General features: G+C 51.2%; 14 protein-coding genes. 9 read left to right on the forward strand and 5 right to left on the reverse strand.

What is annotated here, in order from left to right; translation table 11 throughout:
* Positions 1 to 82: 82 nt before the first annotated feature.
* Positions 83 to 2,755 carry an Rne/Rng family ribonuclease gene (locus tag GQ51_RS01020; RefSeq protein WP_047548689.1) on the reverse strand — a complete coding sequence of 891 codons (2,673 nt, stop codon included), beginning with the start codon at positions 2,753 to 2,755 and terminating at the stop codon, positions 83 to 85.
* A 731-nt stretch (positions 2,756 to 3,486) separates the two neighbouring features.
* Here GQ51_RS01020 and GQ51_RS01025 point away from each other — a divergent pair.
* Genes GQ51_RS01025 through GQ51_RS01040 form a run of 4 tightly spaced genes read left to right on the forward strand, consistent with a single transcriptional unit; the run spans position 3,487 to position 6,609 of the window.
* Positions 3,487 to 4,509, forward strand: a complete 1,023-nt coding sequence (locus GQ51_RS01025; RefSeq protein WP_047548692.1) for an RluA family pseudouridine synthase — start codon at positions 3,487 to 3,489, stop codon at positions 4,507 to 4,509.
* A 7-nt stretch (positions 4,510 to 4,516) separates the two neighbouring features.
* Positions 4,517 to 5,173, forward strand: coding sequence for an HAD-IA family hydrolase (locus GQ51_RS01030; RefSeq protein ID WP_047548694.1), 657 nt, complete (start codon positions 4,517 to 4,519; stop codon positions 5,171 to 5,173).
* Positions 5,166 to 5,543, forward strand: coding sequence for a Rieske (2Fe-2S) protein (locus GQ51_RS01035; protein ID WP_235276133.1), 378 nt, complete (start codon positions 5,166 to 5,168; stop codon positions 5,541 to 5,543). Before GQ51_RS01030 ends, GQ51_RS01035 begins: the two co-directional genes overlap by 8 nt.
* 52 nt (positions 5,544 to 5,595) lie before the next feature.
* On the forward strand, positions 5,596 to 6,609 hold the full coding sequence (locus GQ51_RS01040) for a S49 family peptidase (protein WP_047548697.1): 1,014 nt from the start codon (positions 5,596 to 5,598) through the stop codon (positions 6,607 to 6,609).
* Positions 6,610 to 6,625: 16 nt separating this feature from the next.
* Here GQ51_RS01040 and GQ51_RS01045 read toward each other — a convergent pair whose 3' ends face one another.
* From GQ51_RS01045 to glgB, 3 genes are all read right to left on the reverse strand, one after another.
* Positions 6,626 to 7,438 (reverse strand): polyphosphate kinase 2 family protein, encoded by an 813-nt coding sequence (locus GQ51_RS01045; protein ID WP_047548701.1) that lies wholly within the window; start codon positions 7,436 to 7,438, stop codon positions 6,626 to 6,628.
* Positions 7,439 to 7,547: 109 nt separating this feature from the next.
* On the reverse strand, positions 7,548 to 9,209 hold the full coding sequence (gene pgi, locus GQ51_RS01050; RefSeq protein ID WP_047548703.1) for a glucose-6-phosphate isomerase: 1,662 nt from the start codon (positions 9,207 to 9,209) through the stop codon (positions 7,548 to 7,550).
* Between the two features lie 30 nt (positions 9,210 to 9,239).
* A complete protein-coding gene (glgB, locus tag GQ51_RS01055) occupies positions 9,240 to 11,453 on the reverse strand; it encodes a 1,4-alpha-glucan branching protein GlgB (protein ID WP_442922107.1) in 2,214 nt (737 codons plus the stop codon).
* Positions 11,454 to 11,633: 180 nt separating this feature from the next.
* On the opposite strand from glgB, the gene glgC reads away from it, so the two are divergent.
* The 4 genes from glgC to GQ51_RS01075 all read left to right on the forward strand — a co-directional run bounded on the left by glgC (position 11,634) and on the right by GQ51_RS01075 (position 17,385).
* Positions 11,634 to 12,926, forward strand: a complete 1,293-nt coding sequence (gene glgC / locus GQ51_RS01060; protein ID WP_047548709.1) for a glucose-1-phosphate adenylyltransferase — start codon at positions 11,634 to 11,636, stop codon at positions 12,924 to 12,926.
* 124 nt (positions 12,927 to 13,050) lie between these two features.
* On the forward strand, positions 13,051 to 14,802 hold the full coding sequence (locus GQ51_RS01065; protein ID WP_047548712.1) for a glycoside hydrolase family 57 protein: 1,752 nt from the start codon (positions 13,051 to 13,053) through the stop codon (positions 14,800 to 14,802).
* A 117-nt stretch (positions 14,803 to 14,919) separates the two neighbouring features.
* Positions 14,920 to 16,428 carry a 4-alpha-glucanotransferase gene (gene malQ / locus GQ51_RS01070; protein ID WP_047548721.1) on the forward strand — a complete coding sequence of 503 codons (1,509 nt, stop codon included), beginning with the start codon at positions 14,920 to 14,922 and terminating at the stop codon, positions 16,426 to 16,428.
* Positions 16,429 to 16,431: 3 nt separating this feature from the next.
* Positions 16,432 to 17,385, forward strand: coding sequence for an ROK family protein (locus GQ51_RS01075; RefSeq protein WP_047548722.1), 954 nt, complete (start codon positions 16,432 to 16,434; stop codon positions 17,383 to 17,385).
* 122 nt (positions 17,386 to 17,507) lie between these two features.
* On the opposite strand, the gene GQ51_RS01080 is transcribed toward GQ51_RS01075, so the two are convergent.
* Positions 17,508 to 20,585, reverse strand: coding sequence for a sensor domain-containing phosphodiesterase (locus GQ51_RS01080; protein WP_235276134.1), 3,078 nt, complete (start codon positions 20,583 to 20,585; stop codon positions 17,508 to 17,510).
* Positions 20,586 to 21,085: 500 nt separating this feature from the next.
* On the opposite strand from GQ51_RS01080, the gene GQ51_RS01085 reads away from it, so the two are divergent.
* Positions 21,086 to 22,552, forward strand: a complete 1,467-nt coding sequence (locus tag GQ51_RS01085; protein ID WP_052177630.1) for a TolC family protein — start codon at positions 21,086 to 21,088, stop codon at positions 22,550 to 22,552.
* Positions 22,553 to 22,562 lie beyond the last annotated feature (10 nt).

The raw sequence follows: 22,562 nt of genomic DNA on the forward strand, positions 1-22,562 counted from the left end.
ATTCACCAAGCCAGTCTTTATGCATGAAGATGCAGAGATAAAAAAAGCCCGATTTCTCGGACTTTTTCAATTTTAAATCAGCTTACTTATTTTGTGTTTCAACCATCACCAAAGGTTCAGTTGCTGCTGTTTCGGTGGCCTGTTTCTGCCATGAGGCAGCCCTGCGGGGGGCGCGAGGTTTTTCTTCAGTAACCGGAGCAACCACTTTTGCAGCATCAGCTTTGGTTTCCACCAGCTGCAGGCCTGCTGCTGCCAAGTCTACCGGGGCTGATTCCGTTTTAGCTTTGCGTGGACGGGCAGGGCGTTTTTTATCTCCTTTTGCCGCTTTTTCAACAGCATCGGTAGCTATTTCAGCCGTTTCACCAGCAGGCTCTGCTTTAGCTTCCGTTTTTTCATCTGAGGCTGCATTGTTTGCCGGTGCTTTTTTAGCAGCGTTTTTTGCCGGCCTGGCTTTTTTGGATTCAGCTGCTGGTGCAGTTTCCTGGCTAGGCGTCTCACTGCCTGTAACAACGGCCTTTACCTCTGCAGGTGATTCTGATGCAAGGGCTTTTTCAACCGGAGCTGGCGCAGCGCTTTCAGCTTTGGCTTCTGCCTGGCTTGGTACCTCGACAGTGACGTTAGCCTGATTTGCAGTAATCTCTTCATTAGGGACAAAAGGACGATTGCTGTCGCGTGCTGCATTCTCATCACGGTCACGGCGGCCACGGCGATTGTTGCGGTTACGGCGGCCGCTGCGCTCAGAGCGCTGCTCAGCAGTTTCGTTAGCTGCGCCTTCATTGGTCACATTTGCAGCTGCTACGTTTGCCTGCTGGTTGCGTTGGGGTTCCTGGCGTTGCTGCTCATTACGCTGCTGCTGTGGTCTAGGCTGACGTTGTTCCTGTGCCTTGTTCTCAGCAGGGCGTTGTTCTTGCGCTTTTGCTTCCGGGTTGCGGTTCGGGCGGTCTTGTGCTGCATTTTTCTCGCTGCGTTCACCACGGCTACGTTCGTTGCGGTTACGGTTGCGATTGCGGCCACGGTTGTTATCTCGGCGTGATTCACCGGTTTTCTCTTCAGATTTTTCTTCTTTAGCCTTGCTTGCTGAGGTAAAGAAGTTCTTAATGCGGGCAAACAGTGAAAGCTTAGGTTCAACCTTTTCGGCAACAATCGGTGCCGGTGCTGCCGGGGTAATGCCTTTTACCGCAGCTACGGGTTTTGCCGCCTTGGCTTCTTCGGCTGCATGTGCCACATAAGTGGTTTCCGTCGGCAGTTCTACCATGTTGTAGCTGGCGCGGTTGTTATCCTGGTTAACATCATCATGTTTAATGCGCATGATGTTGTAGTTAGGTGTCTCAAGATGGATGTTAGGAATCAATACGACTTCTACACCCATGCGCTGTTCGATTTTATGAATGTCTGCACGTTTTTCATTAAGCAGGAAGGTTGCCACTTCAACCGGCAATTGCACCTGGATAATTGCGCTGTTTTCTTTCATTGCATCTTCCTGCGTGATACGCAGAATGTGCAGTGCCGTTGATTCAATACCACGGATATGGCCAGTGCCATGGCAGCGTGGGCATGGGATATGGTTGGTTTCACCAAGGCTCGGACGCAGACGCTGGCGTGATAGTTCCAGCAGGCCGAAGCGCGAGATCTTGCCGGTTTGCACACGGGCGCGATCCAAATGCAGGGCGTCACGCAGGGCGTTTTCAACTTCACGCTGGTTGCGTTGGCTTTCCATGTCGATAAAATCGATGACAACCAGGCCGCCCAGGTCGCGCAGGCGCAGTTGGCGAGCGACTTCTTCAGCGGCTTCCAGGTTGGTATTCAATGCGGTTTGTTCAATGTCGCTGCCACGGGTTGCGCGGCCTGAGTTGACGTCAACAGAAACCAGGGCTTCCGTGTGGTCGATTACGATTGCGCCGCCTGACGGCAGACGTACTTCACGTGCGAAAGCGGATTCAATCTGGTGTTCGATCTGGAAACGTGTGAACAGCGGGATTTCATCCTGATACAGTTTTACGCGCGCCACATTGCCTGGCATCACGTGGTTCATGAACTGTACAGCCTGCTCGTGGATGTCCGGCGTATCGATCAGGATTTCGCCGATGTCTGAGCTGAAGTAGTCGCGGATCGCACGGATTACCAGGCTGCCTTCCTGATAGATCAAGTATGCGCCCGGCTGCATGGCTGAAGCGCCATCGATGGCTGTCCATAATTGCGTCAGGTAGTTGAGGTCCCATTGCAGTTCTTCAACGCTGCGACCAATGCCGGCGGTGCGTGCAATGATGCTCATGCCTTTAGGCACTTCAAGTTTGGCTAATACGTCACGCAGTTCGTCGCGGTCTTCACCTTCGATACGGCGTGATACACCGCCTCCGCGCGGATTGTTTGGCATCAGCACCAGGTAGCGACCAGCCAGTGAGATAAAGGTGGTGAGCGCGGCGCCTTTGTTGCCGCGTTCGTCCTTATCGACCTGAACGATGATTTCCTGACCTTCTTTTAAGGCATCCTGAATGCGGGCGCGGCTGTCGGCACCCTCTTTATAGTAGCTGCGGGCGACTTCCTTGAATGGCAAAAAGCCGTGGCGATCTTGTCCGTAATCGACAAAAGCCGCTTCTAATGATGGTTCTATGCGGGTGATGACGCCTTTGTAGATATTGCTTTTGCGCTGTTCTTTACCGGCGTGTTCAATATCCAGGTCGATGAGTTTCTGACCATCTACGATCGCAACGCGTAATTCTTCCGACTGCGTTGCATTAAATAACATGCGTTTCATTGTTTGCTCCTGCGCTTCATTGCGCGAGCAGACTTATTGCTTAAATGTAAGCTCCGAATAAAAGGTGAAAGTGCCAAACTGCGGCGGAATCACTGTAGAAGCGCCATGTTTTTGTGGTGACATGGGCCGGTTGAATTTCAACGATTGCGAATGCAGCCATTGTGCAATTTAACGAGATATTGCGCATGAGCGCTATACATTTAGATCTGGTTGAGTCGGTCAACTGGACCGAGTCTGTGTAAATGATCTAAATTTTATTGTTTAAACAGAGTGGCTCATGTTGAAACAGGTATATTCGTTCGTTAAAGCAAACTAATTGCTATATTTATGCTTAAATGCGGCCAGGTAATCTGCCTGCTGTAGCTTAAATTCGTTAAAATTCTATCTTTAGTAAATTCCAATTTGTAAAATCGGTGAGCTGCTTATAAGCCGGCCTAACCGATATATGCCAAATTTGACGATCACTTTAAGTCGCGCTTTATCTTTGTTTGTCTGCGGCGGCTTGAGCGCTATTTTTTACTTACCGCTACTTTATAATATGGCGAGCGGCGTTAACCAAGTAATTTTTTTGCCACTAATTTTTTATAAACACACCATCTACAATAAAATGTCCTGATGCGATGTGTTTACTGATATTAAGTGTATTCTTATCGGGAATTTAACATTAACTCCATTTGTTAAACCATTAAGAATCATCGCAGTATAAGCTACATCAATCATTTAAGCAAAGCATGAACAATTTAATTACAGAAAATCAAGGCGGTAAAATTTCTAAAGTCAGTGAATCGGCTGCGGCATTCCTGACTGTTGATGAGGCTAGCGAAGGTCAGCGCGTTGATAATTTTTTGACCAAGACCTTAAAAGGCGTGCCGAAAAGCCACGTTTACCGCATTTTGCGCAGCGGCGAAGTGCGCGTGAATAAAAAACGCATAGATGCAGACTTTCGCCTGAGCCTGGGCGATGTTGTGCGGGTACCACCAGTCCGGGCAACCATCGCAGAGAAACCTGAAGGCGCAGTACCTGCTGCTTCAAAGTTTGAAAACGCAATCATTTACGAAGATGATGCGATGCTGGTCATTGATAAAGCGGCCGGTTTTGCTGTTCATGGCGGCAGCGGTGTCAGCCGTGGCGTGATCGAGCAGTTGCGTATGGAACGGCCAAAAGCCAAGTTCCTGGAACTGGTGCATAGGCTGGATCGCGAAACTTCAGGCGTGCTGATGCTAGCCAAAAAACGAAGTGCGCTCGTTGCCTTGCATGAGGCGATCCGCAATAACCAGACTGACAAACGTTATTTGATGTTGGTGCAAGGTGAATGGCTGGAGCAGAAAAAACGTGTAGTGCTGGATTTGCAGAAATATGTTCTGCCAAATGGTGAGCGCAGGGTGAACGTGGTGACTGATGCCAGCAAAGATAAATTCGGTGAACGCCAGACTTCAGAAACCATGTTCCGCTTGATAAAGAACTATAGCCACCCCATTATAGGTAAGTACTCCCTGCTGGAGGCACAATTAGTGACAGGCCGCACCCATCAGCTGCGGGTACAATTGTCGCATTTGGGTTTTCCGATTGTTGGAGATGATAAATACGGTGATTTTGCATTGAATAAGGCGCTTGTAAAACATGGCCTTAAACGCATGTTCCTGCATTCGTCAGTAACAAAAATCAGGCATCCGCTCACACAGGAGAAGCTGGAGCTGGTCGCGCCTATGCCGACAGAGTTGGGTAAGTTTCTGAAGAATTTAGAGAAAGAATAATAGCAGTATGGTAAAGCAGTATGATTTGATCGTGTGGGATTGGGATGGCACGCTCGCCGATTCAACCGGCATGATCACAAGGGCAATTATCAAGGCGGCAGAGCAGGCGGGCCTGCCACCGTTAACAGCGCAGGCAGCCAGCAGCATTATTGGCTTAGGCCTGCGCGAGTCGATTGATACCTTGTATCCCGGCATTTCTGACACGCAGGCCAAGGTGCTGGCCACGCAGTACAATGTGAATTATTTTGCAGGCGAGAGCGACATTCCATTGTTTGCCGGTGCTGCGGATACGATCAGGGCACTGAACCGGCGTGGTTTCAAATTGGCCGTGGCTACCGGAAAAAGCCGCCGCGGGCTTAATCTTGCCCTGGAGCACACACAATTGCGCAATTTCTTTCATGCGACCAGAACCGTGGATGAGTGTTTTTCAAAACCGCATCCGCAGATGCTGGATGAACTCATGGATGACCTGGTTGTACTGCCGGAACGCACCTTGATGATTGGCGACACCAGTTATGATCTGCAAATGGCAAAAAATGCCGGTGTACAGTCTATCGGCGTGAGCTATGGCGCCCAATCGGCTGATGCCTGGCAGGATTTGAGCCCGGTTCAGCAATTTGATGATTTTAATGCATTAAGTCAGTGGCTGCTTGAATATGCATAATTTACCAGGCATGGATATTGATGTGGATTCAGTGGTTTTAAACAGCGCAGACCTCGAGGATGGCGGTAAAGGCCTGCGTTTTGCGCTACCGGCCTTGGGGCAGAATGTGACGGGGTTTGTTGTCCGGTATAAAGGTAAGCCTTATGCTTACGTAAACCAGTGTGCGCATGTTTCGGTGGAGCTGGATTGGAATCAGGGTGAGTTTTTCACTGCGCAGCAAGACTTTCTGATCTGTGCAACACATGGCGCGCATTATCGTCCGGACAACGGGTTTTGTGTCATGGGGCCGTGCAAAGGAAAAAGCTTGAAGCCATTGAAAGCCATTGAACAAAATGGCCAAATTATCATCAACATCACATCCGCTATTTAAACGGTATTTTATTAATCGCGATATTTAAGCGTTAACTCAGGAATTTTGAATCATGTCAGAACAGAATCAGCAAACAGAAGCTGCAAATGAAGCAGGGCAGAAACCTAATACCATTGAAGATGCAAAATGGCAGCGAGACGTGATCGAAAAGCTGGCTTTTTCCGCATTGACCGAACAGAAAACGGCTCGTCGCTGGAGCACGCTGTTTAAAAGCCTGACCTTTGCATACCTGCTGGTGTTGTTGTTGATGGCGCTGGGTGTGTTTAATGACGGTAAAAAGACTTTTGATACGCATACCGCACTCATCGATATTTCCGGCGTGATCGAGGCCGGTGGAGAGGTGAATGCCGATGCCGTGATGAACAGCCTGCATGATGCATATGACAGCAAAGGCACCAAAGGTATTATCCTGCGCATCAACAGCCCGGGCGGCAGCCCGGTGCAGGCTGGCATTATCAATGATGAGATCAAGCGCCAGAGAAAACTGCATCCGAATATTCCGGTTTATGCGGTAGTGGAAGATATCTGCGCTTCAGGCGGTTATTACATCGCAGCGGCAGCTGATAAGATTTATGTGGACAAGGCCAGTATCGTTGGCTCTATCGGGGTGCTGATGGATGGCTATGGCTTTACTGAAGCCATGAAAAAAGTCGGTGTCGAACGCCGCCTGATGACTGCCGGTGAAAACAAAGCGATGCTTGATCCATTCTCGCCGGTTAATCCCAAACACCAGGAATTGGCGCAAGCGATGCTGAATGAAGTGCATGAGCAATTTAAAACCGTGGTGCGTGAAGGCAGGGGCACACGCCTGAAAGAAACGCCGGAAGTTTTCAGCGGCCTGTTCTGGAGCGGCGAGCAAAGCATCAAGCTTGGCCTGGCTGATGCTTTGGGCAGTGCCGATTATGTCGCACGTGAAGTCATCAAGCAGGAAGAAATTGTAGACTTTACCTATCAGGAAGACTTTGCCAGCCGCATTGCCAAACGCATTGGCGCCAGCGTGAGCGCTACGCTGGGCGAGGTGATTGCCAGGCAGTTGATCAGCTCGGGCGAGGTCAAGCTGCGTTAAGCGGCATTTGCAGGGGCTAATCCTCGATCCTGATGGATTTATATTCTGCCGGTGCGGCAGGATATTTCAGGTTAAGGTTTTTTAAGGTTTTGAGCAGCAGCCTTGATACCAGCAGGTTCCTGTTGGTTTTGGAATCTGCCGGCACGATGTACCAGGGAGCATGTTTGCTGGAGGTGGCTTTGATTGCCTGTTCGTAAGCCACGGCATAGTCTGGCCATAATTCACGCTCCTTGAGGTCGGCTGGGTTGAATTTCCAGGTTTTTTCAGGGTCGTCCAGACGTTCCTGCAGGCGTTTCTTCTGCTCGTCTTTGGAAATATGTAAAAAGCATTTAATGATAGTCGTGCCGGTCTCTGCCAGCATGCGTTCAAAATCATTGATCTGTGCGTAGCGCCGGGTGCATTCCTCGTGATCAATCCAGTCGTGCACTTTCACGATAACAACATCTTCATAATGGCTGCGGTTGAAAATGACCAGTTCGCCTGATTTAGGCACTTGCTGATGCACGCGCCACAGGTAGTCATGCGCCAGTTCCTCGCTGCTTGGTGCCTTGAAATTAGCCAGGCGTATGCCCAAGGGGTCGCACTCGCTGAATACATGGCGAATCGTGCCATCCTTGCCGCTGGTATCCATGCCCTGTAGTACCAGCAGTATCTTGTGCTTGCCTTGGGCATGCAATATATCCTGGTATCGGTTGATTTCCGACACCAGCTCTGCAAACGCAACCGTATCTTCTTCCTTGGTAACGCTACGCTCGGATTTATCCCGTGGGTTGAAGTCCTTGAGTGAAAAGCTCTTCGGATTAACGCGGTATTGATCAAGGTTTGCCATTTTTCGTCCCTGAAATAATTTTTGGATATTGTGAATATTAAACAACAAAAAAGCCCAATAGTGTTATCTATTGGGCTTTTGCGTCTGAGGCGACAATACTTAATGTATTTTACACATCAATTTTGAGTAATTTGGTGTAATTGATCAAACCGTTGGTCGAGCTGTCGTAGTTGGTCACGACTTCGTCGCTGATCAGCTGCGGCAGGATCTGTTGTGCAATCTGCTTGCCGTACTCAACACCCCATTGGTCGTAGCTGTTGATGTCCCAGATAATGCCTTGTACGAATATCTTGTGTTCATACAGTGCAATCAGTTTACCCAGGGTGTTCGGTGTCAGTTTGTCGAACATGATGGAGGATGTAGGGCGGTTGCCTTCAAACTCTTTATGCGGCAGCAGGTCTTCAAGCGCTTTGCCGCTGAACCCTTGCTGTTCAAGTTCGGCGCGCGCCTGGTCTCTGGTTTTACCCAGCATCAGTGATTGCGTCTGCGCCAGGAAGTTGGCAAGCAGGATCTTGTGGTGTGTGTTACCGTTTTCGCCAACTTTGTATTGGCTGTGCACCGGCATCAGGAAATCGGCAGGCACGATCTGCGTACCCTGGTGAATCAGCTGGTAGAACGCATGCTGGCCGTTCGTTCCAGCTTCGCCCCAGACGACCGGTCCGGTCTTGTATGGCACACGCGAGCCGTCACGGCAGATGAATTTACCGTTGCTTTCCATATCTGCCTGCTGGAGGTATGCCGGGAAGCGCGCCAGACCCTGGTCGTAGGGCAGGATAGCCTGCGTGTCGATATGGAAGAAGTTGTTATACCACACGCCGATCAGCGCCATAATCACCGGCATGTTCTGTTCCAGCGGAGCTGTCCTGAAGTGTTGGTCCATTTCAAATGCGCCGGTGAGCAAGGCTTCAAAATTATCCATGCCTACATATAAGGCGATAGATAAGCCAATCGCGGACCATAGTGAGTAACGGCCGCCTACCCAATCCCAGAATGTGAACATGTTGGCGGTGTCGATACCGAAATCCTGGACGGCTTTGGCATTGGTTGAAAGCGCAACGAAGTGCTTGGCAACGTGGGAATCGTCATTGGCTGACTTCAGGAACCATGTGCGCGCGGAACGTGCGTTGGTCATGGTTTCCTGTGTCGTGAATGTTTTTGAAGCCACAATGAATAGCGTGGTTTCCGGATCGCATACATTGAGCGCGCGCATCAAATGAGCGCCATCGATATTGGATACGAAATGTACATTCAGGTCTGGGCTGGCATATGGTTTCAGTGCATCGCACACCATGACCGGACCCAAGTCAGAGCCGCCGATACCGATGTTGACGATGTCGGTAATGCGCTTTCCGGTATAGCCAGTCCAGCTGCCGTTACGCACTTTATCTGAAAACTCGCGCATCTGAGCTAATACTGCATTGACGTCAGGCATCACATTGTGGCCATCGACCATTACTGGCGTATTGGCACGGTTACGCAGCGCGGTATGCAGAACGGCGCGGTTTTCTGTGATGTTGATTTTTTCACCGGCAAACATTTTGTCGCGCCAGTCTTCAATTCTGGCTTCACGTGCCAGCTGGAACAGCATGGGCAATGTTTCATCGGTGATGCGATGTTTGGAGTAATCAAACAGAATGTCGGCAAATTTAAGGCTGAATTTGTCAAAGCGCTGCGCATCCTGAGCGAATAAATCGCGCATGTGCAGTGATGCGATATTTTGCTGATGCTGGTTAAGTTTATGCCATACCGGAAGTTTGTGAAGTGTAGCCATTTATGTCTTTAAAGTTTTTTATTCAATGAGTTATTTAATTTGCAGTACGATCCCAGCCAGTGGCGGCAAGGTGATTACAAGCGATTGATGATGGTGCATCCATGCTACATTCTCAGTGCTTAATCCGCCGCCGTTGCCTTGGTTGCTACCGCCATAACAGCTGGCGTCGCTGTTGAAAATTTCCTGGTAATTTCCAGCTTGCGGCACACCGATGCGGTAGTTACTTCTTAAAACAGGCGTAAAGTTAAGTATTATTATAGCAAAACTATTGTCTAATCCGCGCCTTAGATAACTGATAATTGATTGTTCCGTATCGTGACAATCTATCCATTCGAAACCCTGCACTTCAAAGTCCAGTGTATGTAATGATTTAAGGCTTTTGTACAGGTTGTTCAAGTCAGTATTCAGTTTCTGGATACCCTGGTGCCACTGGTGTCCGGGGTAACTGTCGCCAAGCAGGTGCCAGTCCAGGCTGCTGTTGACATTCCATTCGCGGCCTTGCCCGAATTCATTGCCCATGAAGTTGAGTTTTTTACCGGGCGAAGTCATCTGGTAGGTGGTCAGCAGGCGCAGGTTGGCAAACTTCTGCCAGGTGTCGCCGGGCATTTTGTCCAGCAGTGATTTCTTGCCATGCACGACCTCATCATGGGAGAACGGCAGTACAAAGTTTTCCGAGTATGCGTAAAGCTGGCCGAAAGTCAGTTTCTCATGGTAGTAGCGTCTGTGTACCGGATCGTTTTCTATATAGCTCAGCGTGTCGTTCATCCAGCCCATATTCCATTTCATGCTGAAGCCTAAGCCACCCAGGTAGACCGGGCGTGACACCATCGGCCATGCGGTTGATTCTTCTGCAATCGTCAGCGCGCCGGGAAAATCTTCGCCGACCATGACGTTGAGCTGCTTCAGGAAGTCGATCACATCCAGGTTTTCACGCCCGCCAAATTTGTTCGGCAGCCATTCGCCGGCCTTGCGTGAGTAATCCAGATAAAGCATCGATGCAACGGCATCCACGCGCAAACCATCAATGTGGAATTCGTTGAGCCAGAAGTAGGCGTTGGCAATCAGGAAATTGCGGACCTCGTTACGGCCATAGTTGAAAATGTAGGTGCCCCAGTCCTGGTGTTCACCGAGCCGCGGGTCTTCATGCTCGTATAGCGCCGTACCGTCAAACCTTGCCAGCGCCCAGTCATCTTTCGGGAAATGTCCCGGTACCCAGTCGAGGATAACGCCGATATTCGCCTGGTGAAACGCATCAATCAAAAAGCGCAGGTCATCCGGCGAGCCGAAACGGTTGGTGACACCGAAGTAGCCTGTGGTCTGGTAGCCCCATGATTCATTCAGCGGGTGCTCGGTAATCGGCAGCAATTCAACATGCGTATAGCCCATGCTGGCTACGTGCGGCACCAGTGATTTGGCAAGTTCGCGATAAGTTAAAAAGTGGCCTTTTGCATTACGCTGCCAAGAGCCCAGGTGTACCTCATAGCAGTTGAACGGGCTGTGCAGCCAGTCACGTTTCTTGCGTGCAACCAGCCATTCCTTGTCCTGCCACTGGTGGTGGCTGGCGCTGATTTTAGCTGCAGTGCCCGGGCGCTGTTCGTATTCGAAACCGTAAGGGTCTGTTTTGACCAGGACAGCGCCGCTGTGGCGATTGCGGATCTCGAATTTATACGTGTCGCTCGTGCTGAGGCCGGGAATGAAAATATCCCAGATTCCGCTGGAGCCATGAGCGCGCATTGGATGTATGCGGCCATCCCAGTTGTTGAAGTTGCCGATGACGCTGACGCGCTCGGCGTTAGGCGCCCAGACGGCAAAGCGCACACCGGGTATGCCGTCCTGCGACATGCACTGTGCGCCTAATGTTTTATAAGCCTGTTTCAGGCGGCCTTCAGCAAACAGGTAAAGTTCATCCTGGCTGATGCTGCTGTTGAAGGTGTAGGGGTCATGAATTTCATAGCTATGGTCAGCGGACTGAATTTTTAGCTGACATGGGGTTGGCAATGCGGTTTTGTAGCAGAGTTCGAACAAGCCGTCCTTATGTGTTTTTTCGAGCTTGTCCCAGGCTGCTCCATTCTTGATGAACACCTCTCCGGCACTTGGAATGAATGCCCGGTAAACAAATCCGCTGCCGCTGTCGTCATGGTTCACATGCTGTCCCAGATAGCTGAAAGGATCGTGGTGACTGGCATGTAAAATGAGCTGGCGCGCGTGAGAATTTGCTTTGGATGTTTTGGAATTTACCAAGATGGATAGCCCCTGATGTATTTAAGGATATTTCGGCTTTTATTTGTGAAAAATTAACTGTTTAAGCTAGATTATAGTGCTTTAAGCTGATTATAATGTAATCAATCGCAGTCGGAAGTAAAAATTAGCCGGTTGGCCCAGCCGGCACAGATAAAGTAACTATACAAACTTCAGGAGGGCATCATGTCGACTAATCGGCAAACAGACCAGCATTCAGATCGTTTTATTAGTACCTTAACCAAAAACACTGTCGCGATTATTCTTGCGGGTGGACGCGGTAGCCGATTAAAGAGCCTTACCGACTGGCGAGCGAAGCCCGCAGTGCAGTTTGGCGGCAAGTTCCGCATCATCGATTTCCCTTTATCCAATTGCGTCAACTCCGGCATTCGCCGCATCAATGTGGCAACGCAATACAAAGCACAGAGCCTGATCCAGCATATTCAGCGTGGCTGGGGGTTTTTACGCGGCGAGTTTAATGAGTATGTGAACATTATCCCGGCCCAGCAGCGCATCTCTGAAGAATGGTACAAGGGAACGGCCGATGCGGTCTACCAGAACATAGACCTGCTGCGCGAGGGCGGCGCAGAATATATCCTGATCCTGGCCGGTGACCATATCTATAAAATGGACTACGGCAAAATGCTGGCAACGCATGTGAGAAACAATGCGGATATGACGGTAGCTTGCATTAATGTGCCGCTTGAAGATGCCAAAGGTTTCGGTGTGCTGGCAGTGAACGAAACGGACAGGGTGGTGGAGTTTGCAGAGAAGCCGGCAAACCCTAAACACATGCCTGGTGATCCGACCAAAGCGTTTGCCAGCATGGGGATTTACGTATTCAACGCCAAATTCCTCTATGAGCAGCTGATCCGTGATGCGGGTGATCCGAAATCAAGCCACGATTTTGGCGGCGACATCATCCCTTACATCATCAAGAAATATAAAGTGCAGGCACACCGCTTTACCGATAGCTGCGTAGGTGCCAAGAATGAGAATTTCTACTGGCGTGATGTCGGAACGATCGATGCCTATTGGGAAGCGAATATGGAGCTTACCAAGGTCATCCCCGAACTGAACCTGTATGACCGTGAATGGCCGATCTGGACTTACCAGGAGCAGTTGCCACCGGCCAAGTTCGTGTTCAATGATGAAGGGCGCACCGGCAAGGCGACTGATTCGCTGGTATCCGGCGGCTGCCTGATCAGCGGCTCCTGTGTCACCAATTCCGTGCTGTTCTCGGATGTGCGCGTGCATAGTTATTGCGATATTCAGGGAGCGGTCATTCTGCCGAAAGTCACCATCAACCGTAACACGATCCTGAAAAACGTTGTGATTGACCGCGGGTGCATCATCCCCGAAGGCATGCAGATCGGCGTGGATCTGGCGCTGGATGCCAAGCGGTTTTATGTATCGGAGAAAGGTATCGTGCTGGTGACGCCTGATATGCTGGGCCAGGACCTGTACCGTGTCGTTTGATCGCGCCTGAAAGTTTCAAACCAGAATACTTAAGTCAAGAGCGCGGGCTGCTGGATGATTAAGTATTCGCCCCGGTGTTAAAAGTGTTTTAAAGTATTGATTAATAGTTAAGGTTTATTCTGAAGTGAAAGCTGACCGTCCAAAGTTATATCTCAACCTGTACTGGCATATGCACCAGCCTGATTATAGGGATCTGGTGACCAATGAGTATGTGCTGCCGTGGACCTATCTGCACGCCATCAAAGACTACAGCGATATGGTGTACCACCTTGAGGCGAATCCGCAGGCGCGCGTGAGTTTTAATTTCGTGCCGATCCTGTTGGAGCAGCTTGAAGATTACGCGCTGCAATTCAAAAATAACACGATACGCGATCCGCTGCTGGCGTTATTGCAGAATGATGATTTGAATGCAATCAGTCACGAGCAGTGCTGCCTGATCGTGGATAGCTGCTTTAAGAGCCATCATGAACAGATGCTGAGCCCGTTCCCGCATTATCAGCGCCTGCTGCAGCTGTATCAGCTTGTAGAACCCATCATGAACGAGCAATTGGGCGGCTCACAGGATGAGTTCCATTATCTGTCTGCCCAATACAAAGCTGATCTGCTGGTGTGGTATCACTTGGCATGGTGCGGCGAGAGCCTGCGCCGCAACAACCCGGTAGTACTGAGGCTGATGGCGAAAGGCGTGCTGTTCACGTATGAAGAGCGTATCGAGCTGTTTGCAGTAATCACCGAAACCATTTCGGGCCTTATCCCGCGTTATAAGGCATTGATGGCACGCAAGCAGATCGAGATTTCGACCACGCCTTACTACCACCCGATACTGCCTTTGCTGCTTGATTTCAGGTCGGCACTGGATGCAATGCCGGAAGCCCCGTTGCCAAACAGCTTGGCCTATCAGGGCGGCCAGGCGCGTGCGGTTGCGCACCTGCTGTCCGCAAAGCAATCCCATGCACATCATTTCGGTGAGGTGCCGCGCGGTATGTGGCCGGCGGAAGGCGGCGTTTCGCATGCAGCGCTGTCATTGATGGCCGAGCATGGCGTGGAGTGGGCGGCAACCGGCCAGTCGGTTCTTTCAAACAGTCTGCTCAAGTCACATCTGAGCAATGCCCATAAGGATAACTACCTTTATCAGCCTTACCGGGTGACCAATGGCGTGAATGATATCCTGTGTTTTTTCAGGGATGACCAGCTTTCCGACAAGATTGGCTTTGAATACGCAAAGATACACTCGCGTGATGCCGTGAATGATTTCATCAGCACACTTGAAAATATCCAGCAGAACAATACGACTGAGCAGCCCAGGATCGTGAGTGTGATTCTGGATGGTGAAAATGCATGGGAGTATTTCCCTTACAACGGCTATTACTTCCTGACCGAGCTGTATGCAGCGCTCACCAGCCATGCAGATATCAAAATGACGACATTCAGCGATATTGTTGACATGTATCAACATGCAAACGCCCCTGATCAGGGATCATCGGCGCCTGTGCTGCCGCAGGTTGCTGCCGGCAGTTGGGTGTATGGCACTTTCAGCACCTGGATCGGCAGTAAAGACAAAAACCTGGCCTGGGACTTGCTGTGTGCCGCCAAAAAAACCTATGACAGCGTGGTGTCACAGCACACCTTGACGGCAGACCAGCTCAAGGCCTGTGAACGGCAGCTGGCGATCTGTGAAGGCTCCGACTGGTTCTGGTGGTTTGGTGACTATAACTCGTCGGATAGTGTTGCAAGTTTTGACCAGCTTTACCGCCGTAATTTAATCAACCTGTACAAGCTGCTTGGCCAGCCGGTGCCGGAGATCCTGCACCAGAAGATCAGTGCAGGCGGCGGTAATTCCGAGAATGCCGGAACCATGAGGCGAGGGCAGTCATGATGTAATACTGCTATTACAGCTGCTATGTCTGATTCTGACGTGCAATACACAGTGGAAGCTCATCACCTGACCGAGTTTTTGAATTGAAGTACGGACCTTTAAGAATAAAAAATATCTATGACATTGCAAGCGAATCCATTATCGAACAATCCACGCCACGCTGGTGTCCTGCTGCACATCAGTTCATTGCCCAGTGCTTATTACACCGGCGACCTGGGGGCAGAGGCTTACCGGTTTGTCGATTTCCTGCATGAGATCGGCGCCACTGTCTGGCAGACGCTGCCGATCAACATGACGCATGCCGATAACTCGCCGTACCAATGCCTTTCAGCCCATGCGGGGAACCCCGACTTTATCAGCCTTGAAGCTTTGCAGGCACAGGGCCTGCTCACCAGGCAGGATTTAAGCGGCCTGATCACAGAAAAATCCGAATTGCTTGCCAAGGCATACTCAGCTTTTGCCGAGCGGTCCGATACCCAGGAGTTCACCGATTTCATGAACTTCTGCGACAAGCAGGTTGATTGGCTGCATGATTTTGCCTTGTTCCTGGCCTTGCGTACAAAATTCAACCAGGCCGGCTGGCAGGCATGGCCGGAGGCGTATAAAAAACGCTATATCCCCACATTGAGAGAAGCAAGGGAGGAGCTGGCTCAGGAAATTGCGGTCATTAAATTCACGCAATTTGTATTTTTCAGGCAGTGGATGGCGCTTAAGCAATATGCAAACCAGAGGAACATTAAATTGTTCGGGGATATACCGATTTTTGTTGCCTACGACAGTGCCGATGTATGGTCGCACCCGTATCTGTTCAAGCTGGATGCAGAGCAGAATATGACGGTAGTGGCCGGCGTGCCGCCCGATTACTTCTCGGCTACAGGCCAGCGCTGGGGTAATCCGCACTATAACTGGCAAGCCATGGCCAAGAAGAAGTTTTCCTGGTGGGTAGGGCGCATGACCACGCAGGCCGAACTGTTTGATATCGTGCGTATTGATCATTTCAGGGGATTGGAAGCCGCATGGGAAATCCCGGCCAATGAAGAAACGGCCATTAACGGGCAGTGGGTGGCTGCTCCGGGCGATGCTTTGCTTGGCGCAATTAAAACCGCGCTGCCGAATCTTGACCTGGTGGCTGAAGATCTGGGTATTATCACCGCGGAAGTCGATGCCTTGAGGAAAAAATATCATCTGCCCGGCATGAAAATCCTGCATTTCGCATTCAGCGGCGAGTCTGATAATCCTTACCTGCCGCATAACATCGAACCTGACAGCGTGGTTTATACCGGCACGCACGATAACGATACGACCATAGGCTGGTATGACAGCCTGGATGAACGGCAGCTTGAGCATGTCCATGCGTATCTGCGCGAGAATGGAAAACAGGGTCAGAATCAAGGCCAGTGCCAGGACTTTAATATACTGGATACCCTGATTGAAATGGCGATGATGTCCGCGGCCAACCTCGCGATCATTCCCATGCAGGATATTCTGGCGCTGGATGCAACGCACAGGATGAATACGCCCGGAACTGCGTCAGGTAACTGGCACTGGCGTTTTAACTGGCAGCAGCTCACGCAGCAGCAGAAAACATCATTTAAAAACCTGGTTGCACGCAGCGACCGGCACTGAATCATGGCTTTGTTGATAGGGATCGATGTCGGCGGCACAAACCTGCGTTTAGGCGTAGTAGAGTGTGGCGATGCAACTGGCGCCCCTCCGCAGCTGCTCGAGGAGATGCGGTTTCAGGCAGATTTTTCCGGATTCTGCAAATCTCATCAGCAAGCGCCTGAACAAGCCTGGCGAAAAATCCTGGGTACGATAGCGGACGCAATCGACACCGTGCGTGCGTCATATCCGGCCGTTGCCGCTGTCGGTATCGGTTTTCCCGGGTTTATCGATCCGCACACACAGAAAATCTCCCTATCCCCGAACCTGCCGGGCTTGTCTGATGTGGATTTAAGCCAAGACCTCAGCGCATTGATCGCAATGCCTGTGATTACCGAGAACGATGCGCTGGCTGCGGCATACGGTGAGCTTGCGGCTGCCGGGACTGTTGGCAGCCTGGTTTACCTGGGGCTTGGCACCGGAGTGGGCGGCGGCTTGATACTGAACCGGCAGCCTTTTGCCGGGCAGCACGGTGTAGCGATGGAAATCGGGCATTTGATCGTTGCGCCAGGTGGCCGTTTATGCGGCTGTGGGAATTATGGCTGCATGGAGCAGTATGCCTCAGCCAGTGGCGTTGCGATCACATATGAGGCATCTACCGGCAGCAGTTGCAGTGCGGCAGAAATCGCTGCCCGCGCCGAGTCCGGCGACCCGCGTGCGCAGGCTGCTTATACGCTGGCTGGCGAATCGCTGGCACAGGCGTTGGCGCATATCCTGAAAGTCATCGATGTCACGGATGTGGTGATTGGCGGCGGCATGAGCGCCGGCTGGCAGTTGATGCGGCAGGCGTTTGAGCAAAGGCTGGATCAGGACTTGATTCCTGTACTGCGCGGCAAGGTCAATGTGCGTATTTCCGCTATGGGCGACCAGGCTGGCATCATCGGGGCGGCGCTGCTGGCACGGCAGAAAACCTGCGGCTGAAATACAGCGCCGCGTTCCAGCACTATCAATATCGGTGCTATAGGTTCAGCACTACAGGTTCAGCACTACAGGTTCAGCGCTACAGGTTCAGCTTCAATAGAGCCGCAGCCTGTATCAGCCTGTCATGCCGGGCCGATAGAAACGGCTGTCCTGACATAGGTTTCAAATTGTTCCGCAGGCATCGCTTTGCTGAAATAATAACCCTGCACTTCATTACAACCTTGCAGACGCAGGAAAGCCAGCTGGCCTGCTGTTTCCACGCCTTCGGCAATGGTGCGTACCCCCAGGCTGGTCGCCATGTTGATGATGGCGGCTACAATGGCTTTGTCTTCAGCATCTTCCGTGATGTCGTGTACAAAAGAACGGTCGATTTTCAGCTTGTATACCTTAAAGCGTTTCAGGTAGCTTAATGATGAGTAACCGGTGCCAAAGTCATCTATCGACATGCGTATGCCCAGGCTGTCCAGCTTGTCCATCATCGTGACCGCGGCTTCCGGGTTATCCATCGCGGCCGCTTCCGTCAGTTCCAGTTCCAGGTAATGGTGCGGCAGGTTTTCCTCATCAAGGATGGAGGTGACCAGTACCGGGAATTTGCTGTCACGGAACTGTATCGCCGAGATATTCACAGCAATCACTGGTATGGTCAGACCGGCATCGAGCCATGCTTTCATCTGCCTGGCTGCGTTACGCAGTACCCATTCACCGATTTTCGCAATCTGTCCAGTATTTTCGGCAACAGCAATGAATTCAGTGGGGGCTATCATGCCCAGGTCAGGATGCTGCCAGCGGATTAAAGCTTCTGCGCCGATGATATGGCCATCATCTACAGAAACCTGCGGCTGGTAATGCAGCGCCAGCTGGTTGCGTTCAATCGCAAAGCGCAAAGCGTTTGCCAGCTGCAGGTTGCGTTCAGTGTTGGACTGCATTTCCTGTGTAAAGAAGCGGAAGCCGTTGCGGCCAGCCTGCTTGGCCTTATACATCGCGTTGTCGGCATTTTTATAAAGCATTTCTATGTCGTTGCCATCATCCGGGTAGATGGCGATGCCTATCGAGGCGGTGGTAATCAGTTCATGCTGGTCGACGACGAAAGGGCCGGAAATGATTTCCAGCAATCTATCAGCAAGATTGGCGGCATTATTTGCCGATGCCGTAGGTAGGACGATCACGAATTCATCACCGCCTGAGCGTGACACGGTGTCTTCGTCGCGCAGTACGGATTTGATGCGTTTTGCCAGTTCTATCAGCATCTGGTCGCCTATGCTATGACCCAGGGTATCATTGATGTATTTGAAATGATCCAGATCTACGAGCATGATCGCAAGGTTATTGCTGCTGTGCTGCGCCAGGCTGAGTGCATACCGGAAATGATCCTGCAGCAGGGTGCGGTTAGGCAAGCCGGTAAGCTGGTCGAAATGCGCAAGAAACTGGATGCGTTCACCAGCCTGTAATTTCTCGGTAATATCGTCTTTGATGGCAAGGTAGTTCGAGATATTGCCTTCATCGTCACGAATCGGGGAAATCATGACATATTCAACATATTCAGTGCCGTCTTTGCGGCGGTTGATGAGCTCGCCTTTCCAGATTTCGCCGCGGGTGATGGTTGCCCACATATCGGCGTAGGTTTGTTTCGAGGTCTTGCCGGATTGAAGGATGCGCGGGTTCTGGCCGATGACTTCGCTTTCGCTATAGCCTGATGACTTGAGCAAAGCCGAGTTCGCGAACACAATTCTGGCATCCAGGTCGGTAATGACGATGGAGTTCGGGCTTTGTTCTACGGCTAGTGATAATTTACGCAAATCGTCCTGCATCTTGTTTTTTTGCAGCGCATCTTCAAAACGGTTGATGGCAGAACTGATGTCCGATGCCATCTCCGACAGCAGTTTCTGCACATCTTTTTCGAATGCATTGAGTTCGGTAGAGTAAAAAGTAATGGCGCCAATGACTTTTTCTTTTTGATGAAGCGGCAAAGAGGCTGATGCATTCCAGCCGAATTTCCTGCCACGCTCATGCCACGGCGCTGTCATCGGGCTGTGTGTAAAGTCCTGGCACCAGACCGGCCGGTTTTCACGTATGGAGATGCCGGTAGGGCCCTGGCCTGAAGGGTGGTCGGCAAGCGTCGATATCTCAATGCCGTTCAGGTATTCGGTATATTGCCCATAGGCTGCAACCGGGTTCACGAGATGTGTGGTTTCATCGTGAATGCCTATCCAGCACATGCTCATGCCGCCATGCGCCACCGCATCACGGCAGATGGTGTCAAACAGTTCCGTCGTGTCTTTGCTGCGCACAATGGCTTCGTTGCAATAGCTGAGCGCAGCATAGAAACGTGTGAGCCTGTCGTTATCGGCGCGTGCTTTGGAAAGTCGCCGCTGTGTTTCCGAAAGCCAGCCCATGACACTGTTTTCCATGCCTTTGCTGACCGGGATCGCATCTTCGAAGTCGCCGCTGCCTATCCTGGCGATCTGTGACTGCACATCGTAAAGCGGGGCGCCCAGCGTTGCGCGCATGGATTGGTATGTCCTCCATAAAAAAAAGATCAGCATGAGCCCAGCCAGGATAAGCGTATAACGGCTATAGAGGGCGAGCTTTAACTCGGAGCCCACCAGGTCGGATGTACGTTTCTCCATCATGCGGTAGCCATCGGCGATGAGTTTCATGATCTCGGCTTTTGCCTGATTGTAAGCATCGTCATGCAGCAGTTGCAGCGCCGCGGTATGATGTTCATCGTCGGCATGTTTCGAGGCCTCAAACAGCTTCATCGCCGCGAACTCGGTACTGGTGAGCTGGTCAGATTTCTTTTTGGCTTCGGATAGCTTGGCAAGCTCTTTTTCACTGAATCCCGCTTTGCTTATCAGTTCCATCAGCGGATGTGTCTCGCCGGGAACAGAGCCTGATGGCCGGTTATCCTGATGGCTGAAATCCCAATAGGCAATGTCATATTCATGGCGGCGCGGGAGCTTGCCGTCACGGATGGCAATGATTTCAGCATGGTACTGTTTGTAAAAGGGATTGCCGCTGGCGACATAAGCGCGTGCGGTGCGGGTAAGGTCATCCGAAGACTGACGCAGTTCGTTTGCCAGCAGGAAGGATTGATGACGTAACTCATTCGCGGAATCGATCCGTTTTTCCGCCAGTACATAAACCGTGAATAAAATACTGTAAATCACCAGGCAAATCGATGCCAGGAGCAGGTTGAGCATAAATGAGCTGGAGTTGTTGTTGCGCGCGGTCATGAGTGAGGATTGTAGATGAATTTGATTGCTTGTACATTCATATCTGCACGGCATGTTTTATGTTTTGGACAGGCATCGGATGCAGCATCTGTTTTGACTAGGTTTAGCGTTATCGGTATGGGCGGCATGATACCTCTTTTGCGGCAGTTGAATTTGCTGCAAATCAAGTCTTGAAGAAATCATCATGCCATAATGAATTAAATGGCTTGCATCCAGTCTATCGACAAGCGCACGGTGATAACAAAAATAAATAATAGTGGATGACGAAAAATAATAGTGAAACTTTAATCGGCTACAATCGTTGCAGTGATAGCTGCGATGCAAATTTCAATGAGAAGGTCATGCATGCTGGATCGAACTTTTAAGAATATTTTTAATGATGCGCATAAATAATGTACGGGAGTGATACCCAGAAATGATACCCAGAAATGATACCCAGAAATGATACCCAGAAATGATACCTAGATATGTTGCGTAGACCTATTATTACTGCACTGGTGCTGACATCCGCCCTGGTGGCAGTTCCACAGGCCATGGCCGCAGGCTCGATCTGGTATGGGGATGCGGATCCTTTATCTACCGCACTGGAATTGCCGCCTGCTGTGTATGGCGCAGGATTCAAACCTGAAATGGCAGGACAGACCTGCACCGGCCTGGATGTCAGCCGGGCGCTGACTCTGGCCGATGTTACGGAAGCGGCTTTATGCAACAACCCGCAGACGCGGGAATCCTATGCAAATGCCAAGGTGCAGGCGGCGCAGCTGGGCATTGCCAAGTCAGCCTTTCTGCCGACCGTGACTGACAGTATCAGCGCGAATCAGAACTTCGTGAGACCTGAATCAGCCAGCAGGGGGCGTGAGTTCAATAATCTGAGCAACAGCCTTGCCGTTTCTTACCTGCTTTATGACTTTGGCAACCGTGATGCTGCGCTGGAAAACGCGCGCCAGTTGCTGAATGCAGTCAGCGCGACCCAGAGCGCCATTGTCCAGAATATATTGCTGTCGACCGTAAAAGCCTACTATCAGGTGCAGACGGACATTGCCTTGCTGGACGCCACCCGGGAATCGGAGCGCTTTAACCTGGAAAGCTTCAAGGCGGCAGAGGCTAAATATAAAGCCGGTGTATCCACGCCGGCTGATAAGCTGCAGGCAGAAACCGCTTATGCCCAGGCTGTGCTGAACAGGATCAGTGCCGAAGGCACCCTTAAAACCGATTACGGTATCCTGGCCAATGTCATGGGCTTGCATGCCAATACGCCGCTCAAGCTGGCGCCTGGCGTGAATTCGCCGGTCAATACAGCGGAAATAGAGCGTGATATCAACCAGCTTATCGAATATGCACGTGTGCGCCGTCCGGACCTGATGGCGAGCGAGGCGCAGGTCAGTGCGGCAAAAGCCAGTATCGAAGCAAGCCGTGCGGCGGCCAAGCCAACTGTTTCTGTCGGGGTATCCAACAGTTTTCAGGATGGCAGCAGCCTGTCTTCCAGCAGCACATCCACACTGGGGCTGACGGTGACAGTGCCGATCTTTGCCGGTTACGGGCCAACGTATAGAATACGTGCGGCAGAAGCAACGGCAGAGGCCAGGGAAGCGCAGCGCGAGCAGCTGAAACTGCAGATATCGCTGGATGTATGGACTGCGTTCCAGAACCTGCGGACTGCACATGAAACGATCAGATCGGCCGAGGCACTGGTCAGCAGCGCAAAAGAATCAGCCCGTGTGGCGCTCGGGCGTTACAAGGCTGGTGTCGGCAATATCATCGATACACTGAATGCGCAGAGTGCGCTGGCAAGTGCGGATCAGCAGAAAATCAAGGCCGATCTCGGCCGGAATATCGCCCGTGCCGCATTGGCACAGGCGATCGGCTCGCTTGACAGTGTGATGATCCAGTCCTTGCCGGGTGGCGGTAAGGCACTTACAGAAGAGGCTCCTTAAAAGTACATCC

The organism is Methylotenera sp. G11 (assembly GCF_000799735.1).
In the GTDB taxonomy this organism is placed as follows: Bacteria; Pseudomonadota; Gammaproteobacteria; order Burkholderiales; family Methylophilaceae; genus Methylotenera.

Bases quoted from the DNA above. Each gene is read 5' to 3' on its own strand.
- GQ51_RS01075 (WP_047548722.1), top strand. From the start codon at position 16,432: ATGGCTTTGTTGATAGGGATCGATGTCGGCGGCACAAACCTGCGTTTA.
- GQ51_RS01030 (WP_047548694.1), top strand. From the start codon at position 4,517: ATGGTAAAGCAGTATGATTTGATCGTGTGGGATTGGGATGGCACGCTC.
- GQ51_RS01080 (WP_235276134.1), bottom strand. From the start codon at position 20,585: ATGCTCAACCTGCTCCTGGCATCGATTTGCCTGGTGATTTACAGTATT.
- malQ (WP_047548721.1), top strand. From the start codon at position 14,920: ATGACATTGCAAGCGAATCCATTATCGAACAATCCACGCCACGCTGGT.
- GQ51_RS01085 (WP_052177630.1), top strand. From the start codon at position 21,086: ATGTTGCGTAGACCTATTATTACTGCACTGGTGCTGACATCCGCCCTG.
- glgC (WP_047548709.1), top strand. From the start codon at position 11,634: ATGTCGACTAATCGGCAAACAGACCAGCATTCAGATCGTTTTATTAGT.
- GQ51_RS01025 (WP_047548692.1), top strand. From the start codon at position 3,487: ATGAACAATTTAATTACAGAAAATCAAGGCGGTAAAATTTCTAAAGTC.
- GQ51_RS01040 (WP_047548697.1), top strand. From the start codon at position 5,596: ATGTCAGAACAGAATCAGCAAACAGAAGCTGCAAATGAAGCAGGGCAG.
- pgi (WP_047548703.1), bottom strand. From the start codon at position 9,209: ATGGCTACACTTCACAAACTTCCGGTATGGCATAAACTTAACCAGCAT.
- GQ51_RS01035 (WP_235276133.1), top strand. From the start codon at position 5,166: ATGCATAATTTACCAGGCATGGATATTGATGTGGATTCAGTGGTTTTA.
- GQ51_RS01045 (WP_047548701.1), bottom strand. From the start codon at position 7,438: ATGGCAAACCTTGATCAATACCGCGTTAATCCGAAGAGCTTTTCACTC.
- GQ51_RS01020 (WP_047548689.1), bottom strand. From the start codon at position 2,755: ATGAAACGCATGTTATTTAATGCAACGCAGTCGGAAGAATTACGCGTT.